24 protein-coding genes are annotated in these 24374 nt (G+C 62.6%); 10 read left to right on the top strand and 14 right to left on the bottom strand.

The window, feature by feature from the left end; translation table 11 throughout:
• The first annotated feature begins 135 nt into the window (after positions 1-135).
• Positions 136-1119 (top strand): DUF1853 family protein, encoded by a 984-nt coding sequence (locus tag N5D61_RS21470; protein WP_279894163.1) that lies wholly within the window; start codon positions 136-138, stop codon positions 1117-1119.
• On the opposite strand, the gene N5D61_RS21465 is transcribed toward N5D61_RS21470, so the two are convergent.
• The 3 genes from N5D61_RS21465 to N5D61_RS21455 form a co-directional block, all read right to left on the bottom strand.
• Positions 1082-2365: an arsenic transporter gene (locus N5D61_RS21465; RefSeq protein ID WP_279894162.1), complete on the bottom strand. Its 1284-nt coding sequence runs from the start codon at positions 2363-2365 to the stop codon at positions 1082-1084. The two genes, N5D61_RS21470 and N5D61_RS21465, sit on opposite strands and share 38 nt — an antisense overlap.
• A complete protein-coding gene (locus N5D61_RS21460) occupies positions 2365-3570 on the bottom strand; it encodes an MFS transporter (protein WP_279894161.1) in 1206 nt (401 codons plus the stop codon). The genes N5D61_RS21465 and N5D61_RS21460 overlap by 1 nt, the downstream gene beginning before the upstream one ends.
• A gap of 245 nt (positions 3571-3815) precedes the next feature.
• Positions 3816-5156 carry an MFS transporter gene (locus N5D61_RS21455; protein ID WP_108238785.1) on the bottom strand — a complete coding sequence of 447 codons (1341 nt, stop codon included), beginning with the start codon at positions 5154-5156 and terminating at the stop codon, positions 3816-3818.
• A 77-nt stretch (positions 5157-5233) separates the two neighbouring features.
• On the opposite strand from N5D61_RS21455, the gene N5D61_RS21450 reads away from it, so the two are divergent.
• A complete protein-coding gene (locus tag N5D61_RS21450) occupies positions 5234-5386 on the top strand; it encodes a hypothetical protein (protein ID WP_279894160.1) in 153 nt (50 codons plus the stop codon).
• Here N5D61_RS21450 and N5D61_RS21445 read toward each other — a convergent pair.
• The 7 genes from N5D61_RS21445 to N5D61_RS21415 form a co-directional block, all read right to left on the bottom strand.
• On the bottom strand, positions 5383-6279 hold the full coding sequence (locus N5D61_RS21445; RefSeq protein WP_279894159.1) for a pyridoxal-phosphate dependent enzyme: 897 nt from the start codon (positions 6277-6279) through the stop codon (positions 5383-5385). The two genes, N5D61_RS21450 and N5D61_RS21445, sit on opposite strands and share 4 nt — an antisense overlap.
• 148 nt (positions 6280-6427) lie before the next feature.
• Positions 6428-8467, bottom strand: a complete 2040-nt coding sequence (locus N5D61_RS21440; protein WP_279894158.1) for an NADPH-dependent 2,4-dienoyl-CoA reductase — start codon at positions 8465-8467, stop codon at positions 6428-6430.
• 175 nt (positions 8468-8642) lie between these two features.
• Positions 8643-9392 (bottom strand): YkgJ family cysteine cluster protein, encoded by a 750-nt coding sequence (locus tag N5D61_RS21435; protein ID WP_279894157.1) that lies wholly within the window; start codon positions 9390-9392, stop codon positions 8643-8645.
• A 153-nt stretch (positions 9393-9545) separates the two neighbouring features.
• Positions 9546-9917, bottom strand: a complete 372-nt coding sequence (locus tag N5D61_RS21430; RefSeq protein WP_279894156.1) for a response regulator — start codon at positions 9915-9917, stop codon at positions 9546-9548.
• Between the two features lie 3 nt (positions 9918-9920).
• Entirely contained in the window at positions 9921-10382 is a 462-nt protein-coding gene (locus N5D61_RS21425) for an AraC family transcriptional regulator (protein WP_279894155.1), read from the bottom strand.
• 16 nt (positions 10383-10398) lie between these two features.
• Positions 10399-11040: a response regulator gene (locus tag N5D61_RS21420; protein WP_279894154.1), complete on the bottom strand. Its 642-nt coding sequence runs from the start codon at positions 11038-11040 to the stop codon at positions 10399-10401.
• Positions 11041-11336: 296 nt separating this feature from the next.
• Positions 11337-12323 (bottom strand): GlxA family transcriptional regulator, encoded by a 987-nt coding sequence (locus tag N5D61_RS21415; RefSeq protein ID WP_108238791.1) that lies wholly within the window; start codon positions 12321-12323, stop codon positions 11337-11339.
• Between the two features lie 454 nt (positions 12324-12777).
• Between N5D61_RS21415 and N5D61_RS21410 the strand changes: the two genes are divergently transcribed.
• From N5D61_RS21410 to N5D61_RS21395, 4 genes are all read left to right on the top strand, one after another.
• Positions 12778-13818, top strand: a complete 1041-nt coding sequence (locus N5D61_RS21410; protein WP_108238792.1) for an alcohol dehydrogenase catalytic domain-containing protein — start codon at positions 12778-12780, stop codon at positions 13816-13818.
• A 98-nt stretch (positions 13819-13916) separates the two neighbouring features.
• The gene (locus tag N5D61_RS21405; protein ID WP_108238793.1) at positions 13917-14453 is read left to right on the top strand and encodes a carboxymuconolactone decarboxylase family protein; all 537 of its coding nucleotides are present in this window, start codon (positions 13917-13919) and stop codon (positions 14451-14453) included.
• Positions 14454-14478: 25 nt separating this feature from the next.
• On the top strand, positions 14479-15279 hold the full coding sequence (locus tag N5D61_RS21400) for an alpha/beta fold hydrolase (RefSeq protein ID WP_279894152.1): 801 nt from the start codon (positions 14479-14481) through the stop codon (positions 15277-15279).
• A gap of 63 nt (positions 15280-15342) precedes the next feature.
• A complete protein-coding gene (locus tag N5D61_RS21395) occupies positions 15343-16935 on the top strand; it encodes an ATP-binding protein (RefSeq protein WP_108238795.1) in 1593 nt (530 codons plus the stop codon).
• Positions 16936-16989: 54 nt separating this feature from the next.
• On the opposite strand, the gene N5D61_RS21390 is transcribed toward N5D61_RS21395, so the two are convergent.
• The gene (locus N5D61_RS21390) at positions 16990-18087 is read right to left on the bottom strand and encodes a GNAT family N-acetyltransferase/peptidase C39 family protein (protein ID WP_279894150.1); all 1098 of its coding nucleotides are present in this window, start codon (positions 18085-18087) and stop codon (positions 16990-16992) included.
• Positions 18088-18181: 94 nt separating this feature from the next.
• On the opposite strand from N5D61_RS21390, the gene N5D61_RS21385 reads away from it, so the two are divergent.
• Genes N5D61_RS21385 through N5D61_RS21375 form a run of 3 tightly spaced genes read left to right on the top strand, consistent with a single transcriptional unit; the run spans position 18182 to position 20860 of the window.
• Positions 18182-19762, top strand: a complete 1581-nt coding sequence (locus N5D61_RS21385; RefSeq protein ID WP_279894149.1) for a RimK family protein — start codon at positions 18182-18184, stop codon at positions 19760-19762.
• A gap of 3 nt (positions 19763-19765) precedes the next feature.
• Positions 19766-20677 (top strand): magnesium transporter CorA family protein, encoded by a 912-nt coding sequence (locus N5D61_RS21380; protein ID WP_108238900.1) that lies wholly within the window; start codon positions 19766-19768, stop codon positions 20675-20677.
• Between the two features lie 45 nt (positions 20678-20722).
• On the top strand, positions 20723-20860 hold the full coding sequence (locus N5D61_RS21375) for a hypothetical protein (RefSeq protein WP_177411083.1): 138 nt from the start codon (positions 20723-20725) through the stop codon (positions 20858-20860).
• Between the two features lie 45 nt (positions 20861-20905).
• On the opposite strand, the gene N5D61_RS21370 is transcribed toward N5D61_RS21375, so the two are convergent.
• Positions 20906-21802: a LysR family transcriptional regulator gene (locus N5D61_RS21370; protein WP_279894148.1), complete on the bottom strand. Its 897-nt coding sequence runs from the start codon at positions 21800-21802 to the stop codon at positions 20906-20908.
• A gap of 224 nt (positions 21803-22026) precedes the next feature.
• Here N5D61_RS21370 and N5D61_RS21365 point away from each other — a divergent pair, with 224 nt between their 5' ends.
• Positions 22027-22653 carry a hydrolase gene (locus tag N5D61_RS21365; RefSeq protein WP_279894147.1) on the top strand — a complete coding sequence of 209 codons (627 nt, stop codon included), beginning with the start codon at positions 22027-22029 and terminating at the stop codon, positions 22651-22653.
• 63 nt (positions 22654-22716) lie between these two features.
• Here N5D61_RS21365 and N5D61_RS21360 read toward each other — a convergent pair whose 3' ends face one another.
• Positions 22717-23301, bottom strand: a complete 585-nt coding sequence (locus tag N5D61_RS21360; RefSeq protein WP_279894146.1) for a TetR/AcrR family transcriptional regulator — start codon at positions 23299-23301, stop codon at positions 22717-22719.
• Between the two features lie 46 nt (positions 23302-23347).
• Positions 23348-24370: an XdhC family protein gene (locus N5D61_RS21355; RefSeq protein ID WP_108238801.1), complete on the bottom strand. Its 1023-nt coding sequence runs from the start codon at positions 24368-24370 to the stop codon at positions 23348-23350.
• Between the last annotated feature and the right edge of the window lie 4 nt (positions 24371-24374).

Raw genomic sequence — 24374 nt, 5'->3', positions numbered from 1 at the left:
ATGCCGGTAAAGAACGCGATTATGGGCGATGGGGTCGATAGCGGCAAACCGACAAACGCCAACGCAGCGCCGCGACGCGGTTTTCGTGCATGAAAGGTGACTGTGAGCCATCGACGGTCCTGCTATTCTGCCGCGATGACGCCATTTCCAACCCTCACCGCCCTGCCCCGCCAACTGCGCACTGCACAGGTACGCGACCTGGCGTGGGTGATGGTTTCACCGCCCATGCTGAGCCTGACCGAATGGCCGCAACGCCATCCATTGGCAGGCAGCGACTGGGTCGAGGACCCGCAGGCGCTAACGGACTTTCTGCATCGCCTGGACCGCGATCCCCAGCCTTTGAGCCAGTGGCTCTCGCGCCGTTCCATCCGCCGACTGGGCCTGTATTACGAGCACTTGTGGCAGTTTGCGATCGAGCATGCCCCAGGCGTGGAGCTGGTGGCCGCCAACCTGCCGATTCGGGTCGCCCATCATACGCTCGGCGAACTGGACATGCTGGTGCGTGACAAGGGCGGCGTACACCATATCGAACTGGCGATCAAATTCTATCTCGGGCCCCAGCAGGCCGATGGGATTGACCCGATGAACTGGCTCGGCCCGGGCTCCCATGACCGGTTGGGCGCAAAACTGGCGCACCTCAACCAACATCAGTTGCCGATGTCGGGACGCCCGGAAAGCCGCGAGGCGCTGGCCGCATTAAGGATCGAGGAATTCCAGACACACCTGTGGATGGGCGGCTATTTGCTGTACCCCTGGCAAGGCGAATGCCGGTCGCCCGTCGGCGCGCACCCGGCCCACTTACGCGGGCAGTGGCTGCACCAAAAGGACTGGCCGGCGTTCATCGAGCAACGCTCGCCGCAACGCTGGCAATGGGTGCCTCGCGCCGAGTGGCTGGCCCCGGCTCGCGTCGAGGCACCTTGGCAGGGGGAAACCGTGGCGGCGTGGCTCCCCGCGTCAGATCCCCAGGCCCATGCGCAACTGATGGCGCGCCTGGCCCCCACGCCTGAGGGGCATTGGGAAGAAGCCGAGCGCGTCTTTGTGGTTCCGGATCACTGGCCTCTGGCGGCCGAACCCGGGCAGCTCACAGGCTCAGCCGCACCACCAGCGCCGCCAGGGTGATCAGCAGCACTGGCAAGGTCAACACGATGCCGACGCGAAAATAATAGCCCCAACCGATGCTCACGCCCTTGCGCGCCAGCACGTGCAGCCAGAGCAAGGTCGCCAGGCTGCCAATGGGCGTGATTTTCGGCCCCAGGTCGCTGCCGATCACGTTGGCGTAGATCATCGCTTCCTGCAGCGGGCCCTGCGCCTGGCTGGCATCGATCGACAGCAGCCCGATCAGCACCGTCGGCAGGTTGTTCATCACCGATGACAACAGGGCGGTCAGTACCCCGGTGCCCATGGCTGCGCCCCACAGCCCATAATCGGCGAAGCGGTCAAGCCATCCGGCCAGGTACGAGGTCATGCCGGCGTTGCGCAGCCCGTAGACCACCAGGTACATGCCCAAAGAGAAAATCACGATCTGCCACGGCGCTTCTTTCATCACCTTTCGCGTGGCGATGGTGTGCCCTTTCGCCGCGATGCCCAGCAGGATCGCCGCACAGACGGCCGAGATCGCGCTGATAGGGATGCCCAACGGCTCTAGCGCAAAGCACCCGATCAGCAGAATGACCAACACCCACCACCCGGCGATGAAGGTCGCCCGGTCGTGAATGGCCGTGGTCGGGTCCGCCAATTGCGCGGTGTCGAATGTGTCCGGAACATCGCGGCGGAAGAACAGCATCAGCACCGCCAGGGTCGCGGCGACGCTCACCAGATTGACCGGCACCATCACCGATGCATAGCGGTTGAAGCCAATGCCGAAGTAGTCCGCTGAAACGATATTGACCAGGTTCGACACCACCAGCGGCAGGCTCGCGGTGTCCGCGATGAAGCCGGCAGCCATGACGAAGGCCAGCGTGGTCGCGGGTGAAAACCGCAGCGCCAGCAGCATCGACATGACGATGGGGGTGAGGATCAGTGCGGCGCCGTCATTGGCGAACAGTGCCGAGACCAGCGCACCGAGCAGCACGATGAAGGCGAACAGACGCCTGCCGCTGCCCCTTCCCCAGCGCGCCACATGCAAGGCGGCCCAGTTGAAAAAGCCGGCCTCGTCCAGCAGCAGGCTGATGATGATCAGCGCAATGAAGGTGCCGGTCGCGTTCCAGATGATGTGCCAGACCTGCGGAATGTCCGTCAGGTGAACGACCCCGAACAGCAGCGCCAGCACCGCGCCGAACGTCGCACTCCAGCCGACGCCCAGCCCCTTGGGTTGCCAGATCACCAGGGTAATGGTGGCCAGAAAGATAAGAACCGCTGTCAGCATCAGTGTGTCGTCTTCGGAAGCAAAATGGCCAATATGCCCAGCAGCGGGAGGTACGAACAGAGGGTGTAGACAAACACGATGCCGTGAAGATCCGCGAGGTGACCAAGAAGGGCAGCGCCGATGCCGCCGAAGCCGAACATCAGGCCGAAGAAGATCCCGGCGATCATCCCGACATTGCCCGGTACCAGCTCTTGGGCATAGACCACGATGGCCGAGAACGCCGAGGCCAGGATGAAGCCGATGATCACGCTCAGCACACTGGTCCAGAACAAATCGGCATACGGCAAGGCAATAGTGAACGGCGCCACGCCTAGAATCGAAAACCAGATGACCGCTTTACGGCCAATCTTGTCGCCGATCGGACCGCCGAAGAACGTGCCGGCTGCGACGGCCGCCAGAAACATGAACAGGTGCAATTGCGAGCTGGCCACGCTGAGCTGGAATTTGTCGATCAGAAAGAAGGTGAAGTAACTGGTGAAACTGGCCATGTAGAAATACTTCGAGAAAACCAGTAACGCCAGCACCACCAAGGCGCTGGTGACACGCGCCCTGGAAAGGCCATGGGTCGCCGCCGTGCCGGCCTTGAGCTTGAACAGTGCCAAGTGTTTCTTGTACCAGCGGCTGATGGCGTACAGCAGCCCCACTGAGAACAGCGCGACCAGACCGAAATAGGCGATGTGCCCTTGACCAAACGGAATGATGATCGCGGCCGCCAACAATGGCCCTATGGCCGAGCCGCTGTTGCCCCCCACCTGGAAACTCGACTGCGCCAGACCGAAGCGGCCGCCGGAGGCCAGGCGCGCAATGCGCGATGCCTCAGGGTGGAAGGTCGAGGAACCGATGCCGATCAACCCGGCGGCCAGCAGAATGAGCGGGAAACTGCCCACCGTCGCCAGCATCAGCACCCCAGCCAGAATGCACAGCGAGCCCACTGGCAGCACCAGCGGGTTGGGGTGGCGGTCCGTGTAATAACCGACCCAGGGCTGAAGCAGCGAAGCGGTCACTTGAAACGTCAGGGTGATCAGGCCGACCTGGGTGAAACTCAGCCCGTAGCTGGCTTTGAGCATCGGGTAGATCGACGGCAGGATCGACTGGATCAGGTCATTGAGCAGGTGGGCCAGCGCCACGGCGCCGATGATGCGCATGACCAGCGGGCTGGATTGAGGGCGTGCAGGCGTCGCGGTCATGGGGCTGGGAACGGCCATCCGGGTCTTCCATCGAGAGGGAGAGGCGCCGCCCGCTAATTGGTTACAGAAGATGTCGGCGGCACAAAGGAGGGCCAATGTGCCATTTTTTGGGGCAGCTTGACCATGCCCTGACACAAATTTGTGAACGGCCCTTTGATCGGCTGACCGCTCACGGGTGCCGTGGTCGGACGCCGCCATTGGCGTCCCTTCCAGGCAGCGGCGTCGCTCAAGACACCACCGCCTGCAAACCCACCCGGAGCCGATCACGCGGCGGGCTGCATCCGATGACGCTGACCCAATGTGCCGTCCACTTCGTCCAGCGAGACCTTGCAGGTTTCGCGCAAGGCCAGTCCGCCCACCAGCCCCAGCAGGGCGATGGCAATCAGGTAGAACGCCGGGGCCAGGTTGCTGCCCGTCAGGCCAATCAGCCAGGTGGCCATCAGCGGTGCGGTCCCGCCGAAAATCGTGTAGGCCATGTTGTAGGTGATCGCCGAAGCGGTGTAGCGGGTGCGGGTCGGAAAGGTTTCCGAAAGCAGCGCGGCCGTCACCACGTTGCACAACACCGCGCCGGTGGCCAAAAGCATCACGCCCACGATTGAACCGGCGAACGAACCGGAGCTGGCCATGAGAAACGATGGGTACACCATGACAGCCAGCAGCACACAGGCGGTGATCACCGTGTTACGCCGCCCGACCTTGTCGGAAAACGCCCCCGCGACCGGGCACATTGCGGCAGCGAACAACAGCGCGATCAGCGACACCAGCAACGCCGTGGCGCGGCTCAGCCCCCCCGCCACTTGCAGGTAGGTCGCGAAATACGTGGTGAACATGTAAAACGACAGGGCCGTCAGGGAAATGAAGGCGCCCAACGCCAGAATCGCACCTCCATGGTGGCGCAGGGTGTCCTTCAGCGGCGAGTGGGCGACGGCGTGCTCTTCTTCGACCGCTTGAAACGCCGGCGTCTCGTCCAGTTTCCAACGCAGGTACAAGCCGACCAGCCCCAAGGGCGCGGCCACCAGGAAAGGCAGGCGCCAGCCCCAACTGCTCATGGCTTCAGTCGACAGCGAGGCTTCGAGCGCATAGGCGAAAATGGCTGCCGAGGCGAACGCGGCAAAGGTCGAGACGGGCACGAAACTGCCGTACCACGCGCGCTTGCCCCTTGGAGCGTGCTCCATCAGGTACGCGCACGCGCCGGCATATTCGCCGCCTGCGGAAAAACCTTGCGCGCATCGAATGACCGTCAACAGGATGGGAGCGGTGACGCCGATGGCGGCGTAAGTGGGCAGCACGCCGATCAGCGTCGTGGCGCCCGCCATCAGCAAAATGGTGAATGCCAGCGTACGCTTGCGGCCGATCCTGTCGCCCAGCATGCCGAAAAACAGACCACCCAGCGGGCGGAAGGCGAACGCCACCGCGAAGACGGCGAACGTCTTGAGCAAGGCGGCACTGGCATCGCCGCTGGGAAAGAATTCCTGGGCAATGGTGGTGGCGAGAAATCCGTACACCGCGAAATCGAACCACTCGACAAAATTGCCGATACTGGCCGCAACGATGACTTTTCTCAAAGTGGCAGGATCGACCTGCTCAGGGGTGGGAGTGGTCATGCATACCTCGGCGCGGGTGAAAAGAATCGATTATCGAGACAGCGCGTGAGCGGACCGACTCCAGATGAGTCGCCGACATGCTCAGAACCGACCTGTCGTCGCGTCTGGTGCGCAGGATTCGTGCCACCCCAGGCTCGGACCAGAAAGGTGCGCCGGTGGCACTGGCCGTAACGGCTGCCGGGCCGGGCCGAGGCAGGACTCGAAAGCTCCTCGTCGAGCTGAGTGGCTAGAGGGCGGCGATGGCCCGTCTGCCCTGCAGGCCGCCCGTGTGCACCAAGATCAGTCGGGTGCCCGCCGCAAACCGGCCCGCCTCGACAGCCAGCTTCAATGCCAGCAACGCCTTGCCGGTGTACAGGGGCTCCAGCGGAACACCACTTTGAGCCTCGCTGGTGGCGATGAATTCGAGCAATTGAGCATCGACTTTCGCGAACCCGCCCCGGCTGGCGTCGAGCAATTCGTACCGATCATCGAATGCAGCGCCCAACAGGCCGCGGACATTCTCGGCGACGCCGTGTCCTTCGGGCACCGCCATCGCGCCGTAGACCTTGCGCGGCCGGTCTTCAGCCAAGGCCAGCCCCGCCAGGGTGGTGCCCGTTCCGCAGGCCAGCCACCAGCCTTGGTAATCGTTCCAGCCCAACGCTCCAAGCCGGGCACGGGCCTGGTGCACGATGGGCGCGCAGCCCAGCGCGCCGTCCCTGCCCCCTCCGCCTTCGGGAACGGGATACAACCTCGGATAACGGGCTTGCCAGGGCAGCCAGAAGTCCGCTTCATGTCGCGCGCGATACCCTGCATAGCCGAGCCAATGCAAGGCCATCCCGAACCCTTCGAGGTCGCGAACGGTCGGGGTTTGCACGGGATGGCCGCGCAGCAGGCCGACGGTGGAAAAGCCCAGGCGCTGCCCCGCCGCTGCCAACGCATGCAGATGGTTGGAATGAGCGCCGCCCAGGCTCATGAGCCCATTGGCCCCTGCAAGCTTGGCGGCGTCGAGATGATGGCTGAGCTTGAACCACTTGTTGCCGCTGATGAGGGGGTCGATGAGGTCCAGGCGCAGGATCGCAACGTCGACCGCGGCGCGAGTGAGCCACGGAAGGGTGAGCAGGTGGAGTGGAGCTGGAGCGAACATGGCCTTCACCGCACGACGGGGCGTGCGAGTTTAGCGGGCTGCAGGGCTACCTGGAAACGGCTCGCTCGGGACTGCGAAGGATCACGCTCATTGACGCGGGTGGACGTGCACGCGTGCGGCGTCCACCCGAACCACCAGGGCACCCCGCCTACAGGGCCGCTGCCAGCCGCGACCCCTGGTTGATGGCACGCTTGGCATCCAGCTCCGCAGCCACGTCGGCGCCCCCGATCAGGTGCACGCTCTGCCCCGCCGCTTGCAAGCCCTCGTACAGCTCGCGCAACGGGTCCTGCCCGGCGCAGATCACCACGTTGTCTACGGCCAGGACTCTTTCCTCGCCCTCGGCGCCGATCCGGATATGCAGGCCCGCGTCGTCGATCTTCAGGTACTCCACGCTGTTGAGCATCTGCACCTTCTTGTTTTTGAGCCCCGTACGATGAATCCAGCCGGTGGTTTTACCCAGGCCATCGCCGACCTTGGACGCCTTGCGCTGTAACAGAAACACTTGGCGCGCCGGTGCGTGAGGGTGCGGCTGGATGCCGGCGACACCGCCGCGGGCCTTCAAACTGCCATCGATGCCCCACTCTTCCCAGAAGGCGTCGCGGTCCAGGCTGGTCGCTATTCCTTGGTGCACGAGGAATTCCGAGACGTCGAAACCGATGCCACCCGCACCGATCACCGCCACTGACGGCCCGACTGGCTTGCGCTGCAGGATCACGTCCAGGTAACTCAACACACTGGGGTGATCGATGCCCGGAATGGCGGGGACCCGAGGCGCGATCCCCGTGGCCAGAATCACTTCGTCGTAACCTTTGCCTGCGAGGTCCTCCACTGCCACCCGCGTATTCAAACGCACATCGACACCTGTGGTCTGCAATTTGCGACCGAAGTAGCGCAGGGTTTCGTAGAATTCTTCCTTGCCTGGGATGCGTTTGGCGATGTTGAACTGCCCACCGATCTCGGCGGCCGAGTCGAACAGCGTGACGTCGTGCCCGCGTTCCGCCGCCACGGTCGCGGCCGCAAGTCCGGCAGGGCCAGCACCGACGACGGCGATCTTTCTCGCCTGCTGGACCGGCAGGTAGTTGAGTTCCGTTTCGTGGCAGGCACGTGGATTGACCAGGCAACTGGTGAGCTTGCCGCCGAAGGTGTGGTCCAGACAGGCCTGGTTGCAGCCGATGCAGGTGTTGATCTCATCGGCGCGACCGGCAGCCGCCTTGTTGACGAAATCGGCGTCGGCGAGGAACGGGCGCGCCATGGACACCATGTCCGCGTCGCCCTCGGCCAGCACCTGCTCGGCCACCTCCGGGGTGTTGATGCGGTTGGTGGTAATGAGCGGGATCGACACCGACCCACGCATCTTCGCTGTGACCTTGGCAAATGCTGCACGCGGCACTTTGGTAGCGATGGTCGGAATACGCGCTTCGTGCCAGCCGATGCCGGTGTTGATGATCGTCGCACCGGCCTGCTCGATGGCCTGGGCCAACTGCACCACTTCTTCCCACGTGCTGCCGCCTTCGATCAGATCGAGCATCGACAAACGATAGATGATGATGAAATTCGGCCCGACCGCTTCTCGCACTCGGCGCACGATCGAGACCGGCAGGCGCATGCGGTTTTCATAACTGCCGCCCCATCGGTCAGTGCGATGGTTGGTGTGCGCTACCAGAAACTGGTTAATGAAATAGCCTTCCGAGCCCATGATTTCCACACCGTCGTATTCGGCGCGCTGGGCCAGGGTGGCGCAGGTCACGAAGTCTTGAATCTGCTTTTCGATGCCTTCTTCATCCAGCTCTCTGGGCTTGAAGGGGTTGATCGGCGCCTGAATGGCGCTGGGCGCGACCTGTTGAGGGCTGTAGGCATAACGCCCCGCGTGGAGGATCTGCATGCAGATCTTGCCACCGGCCTCATGCACGGCCCGGGTCACGATGCGATGGTGGTCGGCTTCTTCGGGCGTGGTCAGTTTGGCCGCCCCGGCATACACCCCACCCTCGGCATTGGGCGCGATGCCGCCCGTCACCATAAGCCCGACGCCGCCGCGGGCGCGCTCGGCAAAATACGCGGCCATGCGCTCGAAACCGCCGGGTTTTTCCTCGAGGCCAGTGTGCATCGACCCCATCAGGGTGCGGTTGCGCAGGGTGGTGAATCCCAGATCCAGCGGGGCCAGCAGGTGCGGGTACTGAGCGGCGGCCATACACAACTCCATCGAACGTCATCACGGAAAGCGCAGGCGCTCTGGGGGCCTGTCGCGTCGTCGGGGCCACTCTCGGGGTCCCGTTCATGGCGCAGACATTAACCACCACTCCGGTCACGCTCAATGACTCAAAGTGACAACTTGATGATCGAAATGCGCAGCAGACCGGCAATGCTTATGCCAGGCCGATAAACGCTCCTTGATGACTGGCGCTGGCGCTCAGTGCGATGCCAAGCCCGGCCAGTTGCGCCGCCAACTGCTCGTTCGACGTTTCGAACGCCCACTGCACCTGAGTCTCGGTCTGGCCGTCGGTGTCGGCCAGCGCCTGCAGCCATTGCTGCCCGTCCGGTAGCCAGGCGGTGTAGCCATTGCCTCGAATGGCGCTGACGTGGATGCCCAACCGTTCACAGATGGCCACTTTGCGAACGATGTCATCGCGATCGGCCTGGCGCGACCGTTCGATCAGCGCGCCCAGTACTGGGTCCACGCCTCGCTCTCGATGAATCAGGACGGGACCCTCGACCCAAACCTCCTCAGGACAGTCTTTGGCCTCGGGATTCAAGGTAATGGATGGATTGATTTCGGCGGGATAGATCCGGCATACCAGAGGCCGGCTTTCATACTGGCCGCAGCGGTTATCGTCCTGCAGGTATCGGCAGCGCCCGGGATTGAACGCGGCAAAGGTGATCATCACGCGGGGTTGCAGCGTTGCGCAGTGAACGGCGCGCGAACGTCTCATCAGGTGAGCGCGTTGGGCGCTGTCGAATCCGGGGCCGTCTTCGACAAAGCCGTCCACCAGAATGATCAGTTGGCCGCCGTCGGCGACCCACCGCACAGCCTCATTCAGGGTCAGCGGTATGTGATGATTCTGGCAACAACGGCCACAGCCGTTGCACTCGAACCGCACCTCGTTCGCTTCGTTCAACCCGTCACACTCCCGACCGAATATCCGCGGGATAGTAACCGAAGAGCGCGCAGGCGTTGAAAGGATTCTGCAACGGGAGCGGCAGCGGGGTGCCAATGAGCCCCGCGCGTATCTTTGACGCGGGATGCCATTTGGGCCAAGCCTGTTGAAGCGTCAGGCTTTCGTCACGACAGACTCAAGACAATCGATGATCAGTTGTGCGTCGTACGGTTTGCCCAGGAAACACAAGGCCCCGCCTGCGATGGCCGCTCTGCGCGCCGACTCCTTGGGATAGGCGGTGATGAACAGGATGGGCAGCGACCGTCCCTTGGCGAGCAGCGAGCGCTGCAAGGCCAACCCATCCATGCCGGGCATTTGTACGTCGGAGATCAGGCAATCGACATCCTCGGCATCGATCAGCGCGAGGAAATCTTCGGCGCTTGAGCATACACACGGCACATAGCCGAGCGAACGCACCAGGCTGGCCAGTGCCATGCGACAGGATTGATCGTCGTCGACGATGGCGATACGGGGTATGTGATCCACCCACTAGGCCTCTGGCTGGCATGCGTTGGACTGCCAGGATTTCGGACTGATGCCATTCAACTGCCTGAATACTCGGGTGAAGTAGGATTGATCCGAAAAACCGCATTCATGGGCCACCTGACAGATCGGCAATTTACGCTGGCGCAGCAGTGCTTCTGCCCGGCGGATCTGCTCCCTGCGAAACCAGTCATGCGGCGCCATCCCGGTGGCATTTTTGAAGGCGCGGGAAAAATGACTTCTGGAAATGGCACACTCCCTGGCGATCCACTCGATCGAGCAGCCCTGGGCCATGAGCCGAATCATCAGGTCCTTGGCCTTTTTGACGCGCCAGGGCGCCAATGACTCCTGAGGCCTTTTGAGGGGGCGATCGGCGGACGCATCCTGGGATGTGCCCGGTGCGCAGTGCCCCTGGGGCGCACGCACGGCATCGTGTAATGAGAATTCAAGGGCTGGCATTGCAGACATGTGCATGCTCTCCGCGCTACGACAGTTCCAGTTGACGACTCGCCCGCACCACGTCGGCGACGGTGCGCACGTGCATCTTTTTCATCATGTTGGCGCGATGAAGCTTGACCGTGATTTCGCTGACTTCCAGTTGGCTGGCGATCTGCTTATTGAGAAACCCGTTGGCGACCCCGCCCATGACTTGACGCTCTCGGGGAGTCAGGCATTCGAATCGCCTGCGCAACGCGTCTACAGCTTCCTGTTTTTGCAGGTACTCGGCGTATACCGCGAGCGCCCTGGCCACAGCGTCGATCAGATCCTGGGAGCTAAAGGGCTTGGTCAGGAAATCCACGGCCCCTGCTTTCATCGCACGGACCGACATGGGAATGTCGCCATAGCCGGTGATGAAAATGACCGGCAGGCGGCTGCCGGCGTCGCTCAAACGCCGTTGCAGATCGAACCCGCTGTAGCCTTGCAACCGAACATCCAGGATCAGGCAGGCCGCTTGCCCGGCCAGCGGGTGCAGGAACAGTTCCTCCGGGTCGCCCAGCGCCACGACGTGGTGGCCAACGGACCTGAGCAGGCTGGCCAGTGCACCGCTGAGCACCGGATCGTCGTCCACCACGAAGACGACCGGCTCGTCCATCCGGGTCGCCGTCGCAACCATCATGTTCTGCATGTCAATCTCCCCTGCCATCGCTGCTGTTGAAAACCCGGCAGAATGAGAAGAGAGTCCGTTCCTCGGCGGTTGAACTAACTTCGATATTCCATTCTGCCCACTTGATGTTCGAATCAAGTGCATATACGGATCGTACGGGGACACTTCAGTGGTGCAAGCGGATCAACAAGAACATCCGATAAGTCCGCATCCCTTACAGGATGCGGTGAACTTTGTACCGCGCGGGGCTCAAGGTCAATTCATACCTAAGGTTAGGTCTGATGCAACTAAAGGACTTACAGCAAACGTCATCGCCGTTATGAGCCGGAGACCGAAGACGCGTCGCTCACTGATTCATTCTCGCCCTCTCTGGCTTCACGCCGGAATGACTGGGGCGATACGCCAAGTTTGCGAATGAACACTTCGCGCAAATGACGCCGGTCGCGGAAGCCGGTTTCCCGCGCAATGATTTCCAGCGAGTGCTGACTGCGCTGAAGCATGTTGCGCGCCGTCTCCAGGCGAAGCTGTTCGACGGCCTTGGCCGGAGAGAGTCCGGTTTCGGACAGGAACACCCGGCGAAACTGACGTTCGCTCAGGTGCACGGTGCGAGCCAGGGCCTCGGCACTGAGGTCATCTTTCAGGTGAGATCGGGCGTAATCCAGCGCCGCCTGCACGCGGTCGGATTTGGGCGCGATGTTCAGCATTTCCGAATGCTGGGACTGCCCCCCGGAGCGTCGGTGATACATGACCAGCACCCGTGCCACCTTGTTCGCGATCTCGTGGCCCAGGTCCTTCTCGACCATCCCCAGGGCCAGGTCCATCGCGGCGGACAAGCCGGCGGAGGTCCAGATGGCGCCGTCATTGATGAAAATGGAATCCGCTTCCACGAGGGTCAAGGGGAACCGCTCCTTGAGAACGCTGGCGTAGGCCCAATGGGTCGTGACTTTCTTGCCATCGAGCAGCCCAGCCTCGGCCAATACGAAGGCCCCTGTGCACATCCCGCCCACCCGCTGCGCCTGCCCGGCGGCGCGCTGAATGAAGCCGAGTTCTTCGGCAGTGCTGACATGGCCGATTGGATCGACGATACCCGACACCATCCAGGTATCGGCCCGCGATTCGGGCGTCACAGGCTGAGTATTGACCGAGGCGCCGATCGATGACACGACCACGCCCCCCGACAACGAATAATTGGTGACCTGATAGACCTGCTCCCTGGCGACGACGTTGGCGAACTCGAACACCGACTGGGTGCCCAGTGCCATGACCTGAAATCCATCGGTCAGGAAGTAGCCGATTGTGTGCATGCCCCACTCCGTCCAGCGCCATGTCCGAAAACATGACCGTAAATGTCGTTTTATTTCGCGTCAACGCCCTGCACGATGCGCACGATGCGGTGCCGTCATCGAGAGGATGAATGGCGTCGCATCCTATAATGAATATCAGGTGACATCGAGGGCCTTTTATTCATTAACGCGAACGGCAAACTGCATTGATTGTTGTAGTGTGCCGCTGTGCGCCACTCATTATAAAAAGAGCGAGCCAAGTGCCGAGAAACCCTGTAATTCGCACCAAAATCCTATTCATCCCGTTCTTCTACTCGTACTAATGAACACCCAAGGGTCAACTAACGACGTTGCGGATGTCCCGTTGATCGCAGACTTTCTCTGTAGTCGATAACAAAGAGCCAAGGGCGATGACTGAGCAATCCACAAGTTCCCCTGCGCCGGTTCAATTCATCCTAATTGCGAGCGATCCATCATGACATCCCTGACCACCTATAAAGCCGTCGTCGCGACCGCCCCAGGCCAACTGGAACTCGTCGAGCGCCCGATTCCCACGCCAGGCCCTGGCCAAGTGCGCATCCGGATCGAAGCCTGCGGTGTGTGCCATTCCGACAGCGCCACGGTCGAGGGTTTCGCGGGCGTCCCATATCCCCGTGTCCCCGGCCACGAAGTGATTGGCCGCATCGAGGCACTCGGCGATGGCGTACCGAGCTGGCGTATCGGTCAACGGGTGGGCGTTGGCTTTCTGGCCGGTGAAGACGGCACCTGTCCGTCCTGCCGGCAAGGGGATCCCGTGACCTGCCAGAATCCGGTGATCACCGGCATGACCACCGATGGCGGTTATGCCGAAATCATGATTGCCGAGGCCCGTGGGCTGGTGAAGGTGCCTGAAGACCTGGACGCCGCTGAAGCCGCTCCGCTGCTGTGTGCCGGCCTCACGACCTTCAATGCGCTGCGCCATTCAGGTGCTCAGGCCGGTGATGTCGTGGCCATCCACGGGCTCGGCGGGCTCGGCCATCTGGGCGTGCAGTTCGCTCGCAAGATGGGTTTCCATACCGTGGCGATTGCGCGCGGCGCCAACAAGGCCGAGCTGGCCATGTCGCTGGGCGCTCACCGCTACATCGACGCGACAAGCGAGAACGTCGCCGAGGCGTTGCGTAGCCTGGGTGGGGCCAAAGTGGTGCTCGGCACTGCACCGACCGCACAAGGCATGGCGCAGACCATTCCCGGTCTGTCCCCTCGTGGGCAACTGGTGGTCGTGGCCGTGCCGGGCGAGCCCTTGGCCGTCAATGCCACAGACCTGATTTTCGGTGCGCGCTCGGTCAGCGGCGCCCTGACCGGCACGGTCATCGACAATGAGCAAACGCTGGCCTTCGCCAACCTGCAACAGATCCGGCCGCTGGTGGAAACCTTCCCGCTTGAACAGGCGCCGCAGGCCTACGCGCGGATGATGCGCGCCGACGTCAAGTTGCGCGCCGTGCTGGTCATGGGCGCGCAGACAGCGAACGCCAGTTGAACGTTGGCCAGGGCGCTACGTACAGCAGCGCCTTGGCCTGTAGGGTCACCCACCGGGACGGAACTGTCCCTTGCCCACACTGCTGCGGAGAGAAATCAATGCCTCGTTTCACTGCTATTCCCGCCGACCAAGCCACAGGCGCCACAGCCGAGACTTACGCCAGCATCAAGAAATCCGTAGGTAAGGTGCCGAACGCCTACGCGGCGCTCGCCAGCCTGGCGCCAGCCGCACTGCAGGCGATGCTCGCAGCCGATAAGGTGCTCGCCAGCGGCCCCTTGAGCAAACCGGACCAGGAAACCGTCAAGCTGGTCATCAGCGAACTGGCGGGCTGCGACTACTGCGTCGCTGCGCACAGCATGGTCGGCAAGCTAGTCGGCCTGTCTCCCGACACGCTGCACGCGATCCGTGACGGCGTAACGACCGGTGATGCCCGTCGAGATGCCCTGGTGTCATTCGTACGCCACCTGGCGCTCAATCCCGGCACGCTGCCGGAATCGCAGGTGCAGGCGCTGCAAGCGGTGGGCTACCAGGGCGAAGACATCGTGCACATCGGCCTGGCAATTTCGGTGATCACCTTTACCAACGTGTTCAACCGCATCAACGATACCGTCGTCGACTTTCCAAAACCCGAATAGCCGCCTTTGTGGCAAGGATGTCGTTTTGAACAGCCTCCTATCCTTTCTCCCGGCGGACCCCGAACTGCGTGCTGCGTGCGAAGCTTTCGCGATTCCGGAGCGCGTGCCGGCCTCTGCCGAAGAAGTGGCGTTCCTGGCCACGGGCAGGCGGACTTCCCTGACCTTGGATCGACAGGAGGTCGCCTACTGGACCTTCGGCGACGGCCCTCGCGTGCTGCTCATGCACGGCTGGTGCAGTCGTGGCTCGCACTTGGCCGGGTTCGTGGCGCCGCTGCTCGCAGCGGGTCGCAGCGTGGTGCTCTTCGATGCGCCAGGCCACGGCGACTCCGACGGGGCGGCTTCGAGCATGATCCACGCGGCGCGATGCGCCTTGAGCTTGGCCCAGGCGGGCGGCGGGTTCGAAGCGCTGATCGCCCACTCCGCCGGCTCGACCGCGGCGCTGTGGGCGCTGGCCAACGGCTTGTCGGTGCAAAAGAGTGTGCACCTGTGTGGGCCGAGTTCGATGAGACAGGTCGTCACCGGAACGGCACGCGCCCAGGGGCTCGAACAAGGGCTTGCATTGCGCTTTGAGGCGTGGGTCGAAACCTTCACCGGGGTCGACCTGGATTCGACAACGCTGTCGAGTTTGACTGCAAACCTTCATCATGCCGGGCTGATCATTCATGACAGCAGTGACCGAGTCGTCGACCTGTCTCAATCCAGGGCCTTGCAGGCGGCCTGGCCGGAAGCCAGATTGCAGGTGACAGAGGGACTGGGGCACCGTCGGATACTCGGGGATGCCCGGACCATCGCCAGCGCGGTCGCGTTTCTGGCGGGTGAGGCCTGAGCGCATGCCCGCCCGACACCCTACCGCAACACATCACCCTGACAGTGCGTGGAGAACAATCCCATGACGCCCCCCCTCTCACGTGCTGAGGCCGAGGTGTTCGAGCGTTTTCACGATGCGGTATTCGTGCGGGACATGGAAGGAACGATCCACTTCTGGAACTCGGCGTCCGCCGCGCTGTACGGATGGCCCTCGCACACCGCACTCGGCGCCAACGCGCGCACCTTGCTCAAATGCAAGCATGGCTGCGATGCGCATTCGACTGCCGATGCCCAGGTGCTCGCAGACGGCTACTGGGAAGGGGAATTGTCGCGACTGACCGGAAGCGGTGACCGCCGACTGGTGAACGCTCGCTGGTCCCTGCTCAAGGATGCTGGCGGCAACCCGGTCGGCATTCTGGAAACAGGCTATGACATTTCCTCGGCCAAGGACCTGGAGCGCCACCTCAAGGCCAGCGAGTACCGTTACCGCAACCTGTTTCAGGCCATGGCCGCGTCCTTCTGGGAGTTGGACTTCACTGCTGTCGGCCCCAAGATCCGGGCGCTGCTGGACGCCGGCGTGCGGGACCTGGAGCCGTATTTCCTGGCTCATCCCGAGGTCGTGCGCGACATGATGCAAAGCACTCGGGTGCTGGACCTGAACGACCACAGCCTGCGTTTGTTCGGGCGGGGCGACCGCAACGAAATGCTCGGAACGATCGACCGCTACTGGCCAGACGAAAGCATTCAGGTGTATGCCCGCTGCGTGGTCAAATCCCTCGCCGGCCTGCCCAACAACATTGAGGTCACACGGCTCAGAACCCTGGAAGGCAACGTGTTCGAATGCCTGTTCACTGCCTGCTTTTCCAAGGAAAACCTGGCCCGAGGGGTGATTCTGATCGGCATCATCGACCTCTCGGAACTGGCGGCGGCGCGCCACGCGCTGGAGATCATGCAAACCGAACTCGCCCATGTCGCGCGTATCTCGATACTCGGCGAGCTGAGCGCATCCATCACCCACGAAATCAAACAGCCGCTGACCTCGATTTCCACCTATGCCCAGGCGGCGCTGCGCTGGCTGAAACGCCCGCAGCCCGATCTTCAGGAAGTCGAAAATGCCCTGCTGCAGATCATCGGCGAAGCGCAACGGACCGATGACGTCATCGGCCGCATCCGTGCCATGGCACTGCGTCGCCCGGCTGAAGAGACGCAGGTGTCGCTCAACGAAGTGGTGCAGGATTCCCTGAAGTTCACCGACCATGAACTGCGCAAGCACTCCATTCGCCTGACCCTGGATCTGACCGGCGCGTTGCCGCCGGTAAGAGCGGACCGCGTATTGCTGCAGCAAGTCATCGTCAATCTGGTCATGAATGCCGCTCAGGCGATGGCCTCTGCCAACCGTTCACCCAGGGCATTGACGCTGCGCAGCGACTGTCCGGACGGTCGGCAACTGCGCATCGAAGTGCTGGACAGCGGGCCCGGAATTGCGCCGGGCCTGGAAGACAAGGTGTTCCAGAGTTTCTTCACCACCAAGAGCACCGGCATGGGTATGGGCTTACCGATCTGCCGTTCCATCATCGAGGCCGCTGGCGGCCAGATTCGCATGGCGAACCGGGAGGATGGCCAGTCCGGCGCACGGGTCACGGTCACGTTGCCGGGGCTTGCGGTGTCGGCGTGATCGCCCCGGTGGGGCCATTATCGACTGGCACACACGTGACGGAAGGCGCGAGGCTCACGAACGCCTGCGCAACATGACGGCGGCCCGAACCCTTCGGCGACCGAACACGGTCATGCGCTGAAATTCGCCGTGGCTGACCGGCAAGTGCTGGCAATCGAGGCCGCGCTTGTAGCGGCTGTGGTCCACATCGGGGTCGTGCAAGTAGACGAAGTCGTCATCGCAGCCGGTGATCAACACCCAATGTGGCGCCTTGAGGCGGGTGAATCGGTAGCTGCTGATCAGCACCACCGGCTTGAAGCCTTCGGCCAGGGCCCCACGGATATCCAGGGTGGAGGACAGCACCTGCTCCACCTGCGTCTCGCCCAGCGCCTGGGCGAAATTGTCTTCCACCAGCGTCATGATGGCTTTCTTCTCCAGGCTGCGAACACCCTCCAGAAACAGCGAGCCCGGCGCACTGACCACAAGCCGCACGTCGAACCCGCGCCGCCATGCCGCCAGCGCAAGACCTTGCGGACTGCAGCCGCCGTGGCCTGCGGTCATGAAGATGGTGGTCGCCTCCCGCCAGAGCTGGATTTCTTCAGGACGGCTCATCGAGCGTTGCGCGTCCAGGGCTGCCATGGCCATCAGCAGGCAGGCAGCGCCGCAGGTGAACTCGGTCGTCTGGGGGTAATACGGTACGTGGCGAGCGGGCGCCGGGGCGTCGCGCAACAGGCGCTTCTCGTAACGCAACGCTTCAGCGTGGTCTTCGTAATAGTCTTCGACGATCGCAAAGCGCTCAAAGCCGTTGGCCTCGTACAGGCTGATCGCGGCAGGGTTATCGGGGCGAACTTCCAACCGCAGCCAGGCGCAATTGCGAGCGAGCGCACAGGCCTGCGCCTCGTCCAACAAGCGCTGACCCAGGCCGTGCCCCCGCCAGGTTTGACTGACGGCAATCGAATAGAGCCGAGCCAGGGAAGTGCCGCGATGAAACAGCAACAGGGCGTATCCGGCCAGACAGTCCTGTGCCGTCACGACCATCAGGCAGGCATTCGCCCGGCTGACCATCCACTGGAAATTGCGCGGGCTCAACCGATCGAGGGTAAAACAGGCCTGCTCCAGTTCCACCAGAGCCTGCACATCGTCCATTGACGCAAAGCGAACATCAAAAAGCATGGCGACACCGTAATGTTTGAGTAACGAACCGGGACAGGGCCAAAGGCCCGTGATTTATTGAAGCGGCGTCTTCTTCAACACGGATCGATTACTCATGTCAGCGGTGCCAGCCAACGTGAACGCAGTATTGGACAAATCCGAACGTTCGACAATCTCTCTGGTCGAGGAACCTCCCAGTGCCCACCCTTCCGGCAGTCGACTGCTGATTCTGGTGGAGCGCAAAGAGGACTGGGCCGACTACTTGCCCAGCGAAAGCCTGATGCTGGCGCAGGACTACCTCGAACACAGCGATGATTTTCCCCATCGCACCCAGGTCATCAACCTGTGCCGTCATTACAAATACTTGGGGCAGGGTTACTACTGCTCGTTGCTCGCAGAAGCCCGTGGGCACAAGGTGTTTCCTTCGGTGAGAACGGTCAGCGAACTGGCCCGCAGAGCGCTGTACGGGGTCGGACTGGACGACCTGGAACGCACTCTGGAACGGGCGTTGGCCAACCACCCTTACGGCAGCACCGAGGCATTCACCCTGTCGCTGTACTTCGGCAAAGCCTCCATCGCCTCGCTGCAGGAAATTGGTCGCCAACTGTTCGAGATTTTCCCCTGCCCTATCCTGCTGGTGGAATTTCGTCGAGGCGAGACCTGGCAGATCGCGGGGATCAAAGCCGGTGCGCTGCATAGGCTGCGCGACGAACAGCAACACGTTTTCGCCGACGCGCTGGATGCCTTCAATCGCCGCACTTGGCGTCAGCCTGCCTCCCGCCGGGTGGCGCGTTACGATCTGGCCATCCTGCACGATCCGACCGAAACCCTGCCCCCTTCCAACCCTGAGGCGCTGGAACGTTTCATCCAGACCGGTCAACGGCTCGGCATCGATGTCGAGTTGATCGAGAAGAAGGATTACGCACGCCTGGCCGAGTTCGATGCGCTGTTCATCCGCGAAACGACGCGGGTGGACGATCACACCTACCGCTTTGCGAAAAAAGCCGAGCGCGAAGGCCTGGTGGTGATCGACGACCCCGCCTCGATTCTTCGCTGCACCAACAAGGTCTACCTCGCTGACTTGCTGAAACGCCGGGGGCTGGGCATGCCTGCCACGGAAATTCTCTACAAGGATCGCGCGCAGGAGCTGGAACACGTAGGGCGCCGCCTGGGCTTTCCGCTGGTGCTGAAGATCCCGGATGGTTGCTTCTCGCGCGGGGTGATCAAGGTCACCGACACCCCGGCCCTGATGGCCGCCGCCCACGAGCTGTTCGAGCACTCGGTGCTGCTGCTCGCCCAGGAATATTGCTACACCGAATACGACTGGCGAGTGGGTGTGCTCAACGGCGAAGCCCTCTACGCCTGTCAGTACTTCATGTCCAAGGGGCACTGGCAGATTTACAACCACAAGGCTGTCGCAGGCGAGGTCAACGGCCAGTGTCGCGCAGTGCCGGTGGAACAGGCGCCACCCGAGGTGGTGAAACTGGCCGTGGACACCGCCCGCCTGATCGGGGACGGGCTGTATGGCGTCGACCTCAAGCAGACCGGCGATCGGGTACTGGTCATCGAAGTGAACGACAACCCCAACCTGGACGCGGGCATCGAAGACGCTGTGTTGGGCGACGAGTTGTATCGCCGGGTGTTGCAGGCCTTCACCCAACGGCTGGAACGCAAACACCGCGGCCAGGCGTGGTGAATGATGATCGACGGCTATTGCATCGAATCCGGTGCGCTGCGCGCCGCGCCTGAAACTCACGCCGAAGTATGGCTGTGCACCGCACCGGACGCCCTTGAACAGAAGGCGTTGCAGGAACGGCTGGGCGTCGGCGCCCAAGCGATCGCCTCTTCACTGGACCCGGACGAAGTGGCCCGCATCGAAATCAAGCCCGATCACCTGTTCCTGATCTGGAAACGCCCGGAAAGCTTCGATGGCCGCGCCTTCAATGTGTCGTCGTTCGGCGTGGTGCTGAGTGAACGGCGCCTGGGGGTAATTTGCGCCAGCAATTCGCTGCTGTCGAGCCTGAACGAGGCGCCCGACCTGGCCGGCCCGCTGGATGTACTGATGGCGCTGTTGGCTGAAAGTGTTCACCACTACCTGGGGCATCTGCGGGTGGTGAAACACGTGGCCCGAGAGATTCAACAGCAATTCACCCAGACGATGGACAACCGGCAACTGGCGCAGATGTACAACCTCAGCGAAAGCCTCGTGTATTACGTCAACGCGATCCATGGCAACGGCACGGTGCTCACCCTGCTGCGCAGTCACGGCCAACGACACGGGTTCAGCGACCACCAGTTGCAGGTGCTCAACGACCTGATCATCGAAAACGAACAAAGCTATCAACAGGCCAGGATCCACGCGAAGGTGTTTGCCAACCTCATCGAATCGCGCGGCAACCTGGCCAACAACGGCATGAACCTCGCGCTGCGCAAGCTCACCCTGATCAACGTGGTGTTCCTGCCCTTGAACCTGATTGCCGGCATTGGCGGGATGTCGGAGTTCAGCATGATGACCGCCGGCGTGCCCTGGTGGATTTCGTTTCCGAGCCTGATCGTCGGCATGGCGCTTCTGGGCGCTGGCATGGTGGTCGCGCTGCGACGGATGGCGTGACCCGTCCTCTTTTTCAATTCTTCCCAAGGCATTCAGGAGTCAATGATGCACGCTTCAGATGTGGGTCTGGTCATGATGGGGGTGATTGCGGTGCTGGGCACCCTGATCAGTCTGTTGGACCATCGCATGCAGGACGAGCCGCCCGCGGCCAAACCTGTTGACGAGCGGGAAAGTCGTCGTTGAGCGCCAGCTCACCTCGGGCACATTCACTGGTCAGCCAGCGCTCCCCTAGCCCCCCACAGGCCTGGCGAAATGCGGCGACTGTCCAAAGGCCTCGATCAAGAACTCGGCGAGCGCCTGGATCTTGCGCGCGGGATGGGCACCGGGCGGGCGCACGATATACGCCCCTGCCGGGGGCGGCGGATACCGCGTCATGATCGGAACCAGTGCGCCAGACAGCAGGTGTTCATAAGTGAGGCAATCCGGCAGGTAGGCAATCCCCAGGCCTGCCTTGGCCGCTGCGACCAAGGCCACGCCGCTGTCAGCCTTGAACCGGCCCTGTGGGTGAACGGTCACCACGTTGGCGCCATCCTTGAACTGCCAGCGCTCGGTGCCCTGCATGAGGGCCTCGTGCGCGGGCACTTCATCCGGCGACTCCGGCTCGCCCCGCGCACTGATGTAGTCGGGGCTGGCGACCAGTTTGGTGTAGATCGGGCCAATTCCCCGGGCGATCAGATTGGAGTCGGCCAGGTAACCGACGCGAATCGCGCAATCGAACCCCTCGGCGATGAGGTCGACGAAGCGGTCGCTGTAGCACGTGTGGATGTGCAAGGCGGGGTGCCGCCGCGCCAGTTCCGCCAACATAGGTGCGAAATGGGTCGGCCCGAATGAAAGGGGCGCAGCGATGCGTAACCGGCCGCGAAGAGGCCCCTCCGGCAGGATCGTTTCGCGAGCGGCCTCGATTTCGGCGCAGATTCTGGCCGCGTGATCCCTGAACGCCGTCCCGGCCTCGGTCAGTGCCGCGCCCCGCGTCGTGCGAGCCAGCAACTGCACGCCCAGACCGGCCTCGAGGCGGGCGAGCCTGCGGCTGACCATGGATTTGGACACCCCGAGACGGACCGCCGCTGGCGAAATCCCCCCGGCGTCGGCGACTTCCACAAACGTCTGCAACTCGTCGATATCCACGCCAGCGTTCCTCTTTGTGCAACACAGCAAGGCTCGACATGCTACTACTGAGTCGAAGAATGCAACAGCACAATCCTGCTGCCTGATGGCTTCCCTCTCCGGGAGGCCGTTCGGGTATCGAGTTGATCTCGATTCGGCGAGGACAGACTCTGGCTCGTCCGTTTGCAACGGCGAGCGTACGGCCCGTCCCACACCTCGACAATAAATCCAAGCAGGAGCAGCACATGGCAAGCGAGACCATTCGCAACCCGTTGACCGATCATCTTTTGTCGCCGGAAAATTCGGCGCTGATCATCATCGATTACCAGCCCGTCCAGGTCTCTTCGATCCGCTCGATGCCGCGCGACGAACTGGTATTCAACATCACCAGCGTGGCCAAGGCAGCGCTCAACTACAACCTTCCGATCATTCACTCCACCGTCAACGTTGCGACAGGGCGTAACAAACCGCCGATCCTGGCGCTGCAGGAGGTATTGGGCCACCTGCCGACCTACGATCGAACGTCCATCAACAGTTGGGAAGACATCGAGTTCAAGCAGGCGGTCAAGGCTCTCGGCCGCCGCAAGCTCATCATCACCGCGCTCTGGACAGAAGCCTGCCTGGCGTTTCCAGCCCTCGACGCTTTGCAGGAAGGTTACGAGGTCTACGTACCGGTCGATGCCGTGGGTGGTACCTCGGTGGCCGCGCACGAAGCGGCGTTGCGTCGAATCGAGCAAGCGGGTGGGAAGCTGATCAGCCGCGTGCAGATGTACTGCGAGCTTCAACGTGACTGGGCAAGGGCATCGACGGTGCCGGGCTTCATGGGCGTCTTCGAAAACGCCGACGGGTTCAACGCGGAAAAATCCCTCTAAACGCGGCTCGATTCAGGCCAACCGAGCGCCAGGGGATGGGGTCGCGCACAGCGGCCCCCTCCCTCAACCGCTGGCGATCAGTCGCCCCACCAAGGGCTCGACGATCGTGCCGAACACCTTGGGATCTCCATACGCACGGGCCGAAAGCATGGCGCCGTGGACCGCCGCCATGAAGGCTTCGGCCTCCGTGCGGGCATCGTTGGACAGCACAAGGCGTCCACGCATCGCGCCACGTTCCAAGACCGACGTCAGCCAGGCACTCAATGAACGGAAATGCGCACGCACTTCGAGCACGATTTCCTGAGGCAATACCGGAATCTGGGTCGCCAGCAGCGCACATACGCAATAACCCTTGGCGGCATCGTCGATGCACCCCATCCAGTAACCGATGTAGGCGCGCAACTGATCGGCCGCATCCGGGCACTGGCGCTCGAGTTCGGCAATCCCGGCCTCCGCCTGCTGGCGATACTGCATCACGAGGGTGCGCACCAGGTCGACCTTGGTGGGGAAATGGTGGTGGATACTGGCCTTGCGGATACCGACGAATTCGGAAATATCGGCGTAGCTGAAACCGCTGTAGCCGCCCGCGACGATCAGCGAGCGGGCGCAGTCGAGAATATCGAAGTAAGTCGTAGAGTGCGTGTTCATGGGCGCACCCTACCTTCTAGTAGATCACCCGGTCAAGCCGTGCCGTTCAGCCGTCCGACATCACGTTTTCGCGCAGACGCTTGGCTTCGGCGACGTCAGTGGTGCGGGGAAGCTGGATGCCGTTCTTGGCCGCCAGAATTTCCGCCATGACGCTGACGGCGATCTCCGCCGGTGTCTTGCTGCCGATGTAAATGCCCATCGGGCCGTGCAGTCGGCGAAGCGAGGCGTCGGTCTCCCCGAAGTGCTCGATCAGACGTTCACGCCGCAGCTGGCTGTTACGCCGCGATCCGATGGCACCGATGTAGAACGCAGGGCTCTGCAACGCTTCCAGCAAAGCCAGGTCGTCCAGCTTGGGATCATGGCTCAAGGCGACGATGCAGGTGCGCAGATCGACGGCGAACTCGCGAACCACGTCATCCGGCATGCCTACCCGGCACTCGACCCCGGCAACGGCCCAGGTTTCGACGTACTCGGGGCGCGGGTCGCAGACCGTGACCTTGAAGCCATTGAACAGCGCCATCGTCGCCAGGTATTCGGCCAGCGCACCGGCACCGATCATCAACAATCGGTACCCCGGCCCCAGCGTGTTGAGCATGTGCTCACCATCGAAGCTGAATTGCTCCGGCTGGGCGCTGTGTTCGAGGGCAATCGCGTTGGTGTCCAGGCGTAACCGCCGTCGCACCAACTGACCTGTGTCGAGCCGCGCCAGCAGTTCATCGAGGGAGCGCCAGTCGGGGGTGAACTCGAGCACCAGTTCCAACGTGCCCCCGCAGGGCAAGCCGAAGCGATGGGCTTCGTCGGCACTGACGCCGTAGCGCACGACGTCAGGCTGACGGTCCGGCAGCCCGCTGCCACCATAGGCCGTGGTGTAACGGTGAATCAGATCGTCCTCGATGCAGCCACCGGACACACTGCCCACCACCCGCCCGTCGTTGCGCAGCGCCATCATCGATCCCACCGGCCGCGGCGAAGAGCCCCAGGTGCGGGCGACGGTTGCCAACAAGACCCGGTGGCCCGACGCGAGCCAGTCGCGCGCGGTGCGTAACACCAATAGATCGATGCTTTCCATCTGA

Origin of the sequence: Pseudomonas sp. GD03842, assembly GCF_029841165.1 — a bacterium.
In the GTDB taxonomy this organism is placed as follows: Bacteria; Pseudomonadota; Gammaproteobacteria; order Pseudomonadales; family Pseudomonadaceae; genus Aquipseudomonas.
This window is presented reverse-complemented; position numbering and strand designations above follow the sequence as displayed.

Bases quoted from the DNA above. Each gene is read 5' to 3' on its own strand.
- N5D61_RS21470 (WP_279894163.1), top strand. From the start codon at position 136: ATGACGCCATTTCCAACCCTCACCGCCCTGCCCCGCCAACTGCGCACT.
- N5D61_RS21465 (WP_279894162.1), bottom strand. From the start codon at position 2,365: ATGCTGACAGCGGTTCTTATCTTTCTGGCCACCATTACCCTGGTGATC.
- N5D61_RS21460 (WP_279894161.1), bottom strand. From the start codon at position 3,570: ATGGCCGTTCCCAGCCCCATGACCGCGACGCCTGCACGCCCTCAATCC.
- N5D61_RS21455 (WP_108238785.1), bottom strand. From the start codon at position 5,156: ATGACCACTCCCACCCCTGAGCAGGTCGATCCTGCCACTTTGAGAAAA.
- N5D61_RS21450 (WP_279894160.1), top strand. From the start codon at position 5,234: ATGCTCAGAACCGACCTGTCGTCGCGTCTGGTGCGCAGGATTCGTGCC.
- N5D61_RS21445 (WP_279894159.1), bottom strand. From the start codon at position 6,279: ATGTTCGCTCCAGCTCCACTCCACCTGCTCACCCTTCCGTGGCTCACT.
- N5D61_RS21440 (WP_279894158.1), bottom strand. From the start codon at position 8,467: ATGGCCGCCGCTCAGTACCCGCACCTGCTGGCCCCGCTGGATCTGGGA.
- N5D61_RS21425 (WP_279894155.1), bottom strand. From the start codon at position 10,382: ATGTCTGCAATGCCAGCCCTTGAATTCTCATTACACGATGCCGTGCGT.
- N5D61_RS21420 (WP_279894154.1), bottom strand. From the start codon at position 11,040: ATGCAGAACATGATGGTTGCGACGGCGACCCGGATGGACGAGCCGGTC.
- N5D61_RS21415 (WP_108238791.1), bottom strand. From the start codon at position 12,323: ATGCACACAATCGGCTACTTCCTGACCGATGGATTTCAGGTCATGGCA.
- N5D61_RS21410 (WP_108238792.1), top strand. From the start codon at position 12,778: ATGACATCCCTGACCACCTATAAAGCCGTCGTCGCGACCGCCCCAGGC.
- N5D61_RS21405 (WP_108238793.1), top strand. From the start codon at position 13,917: ATGCCTCGTTTCACTGCTATTCCCGCCGACCAAGCCACAGGCGCCACA.
- N5D61_RS21395 (WP_108238795.1), top strand. From the start codon at position 15,343: ATGACGCCCCCCCTCTCACGTGCTGAGGCCGAGGTGTTCGAGCGTTTT.
- N5D61_RS21390 (WP_279894150.1), bottom strand. From the start codon at position 18,087: ATGCTTTTTGATGTTCGCTTTGCGTCAATGGACGATGTGCAGGCTCTG.
- N5D61_RS21385 (WP_279894149.1), top strand. From the start codon at position 18,182: ATGTCAGCGGTGCCAGCCAACGTGAACGCAGTATTGGACAAATCCGAA.
- N5D61_RS21380 (WP_108238900.1), top strand. From the start codon at position 19,766: ATGATCGACGGCTATTGCATCGAATCCGGTGCGCTGCGCGCCGCGCCT.
- N5D61_RS21375 (WP_177411083.1), top strand. From the start codon at position 20,723: ATGCACGCTTCAGATGTGGGTCTGGTCATGATGGGGGTGATTGCGGTG.
- N5D61_RS21365 (WP_279894147.1), top strand. From the start codon at position 22,027: ATGGCAAGCGAGACCATTCGCAACCCGTTGACCGATCATCTTTTGTCG.
- N5D61_RS21360 (WP_279894146.1), bottom strand. From the start codon at position 23,301: ATGAACACGCACTCTACGACTTACTTCGATATTCTCGACTGCGCCCGC.
- N5D61_RS21355 (WP_108238801.1), bottom strand. From the start codon at position 24,370: ATGGAAAGCATCGATCTATTGGTGTTACGCACCGCGCGCGACTGGCTC.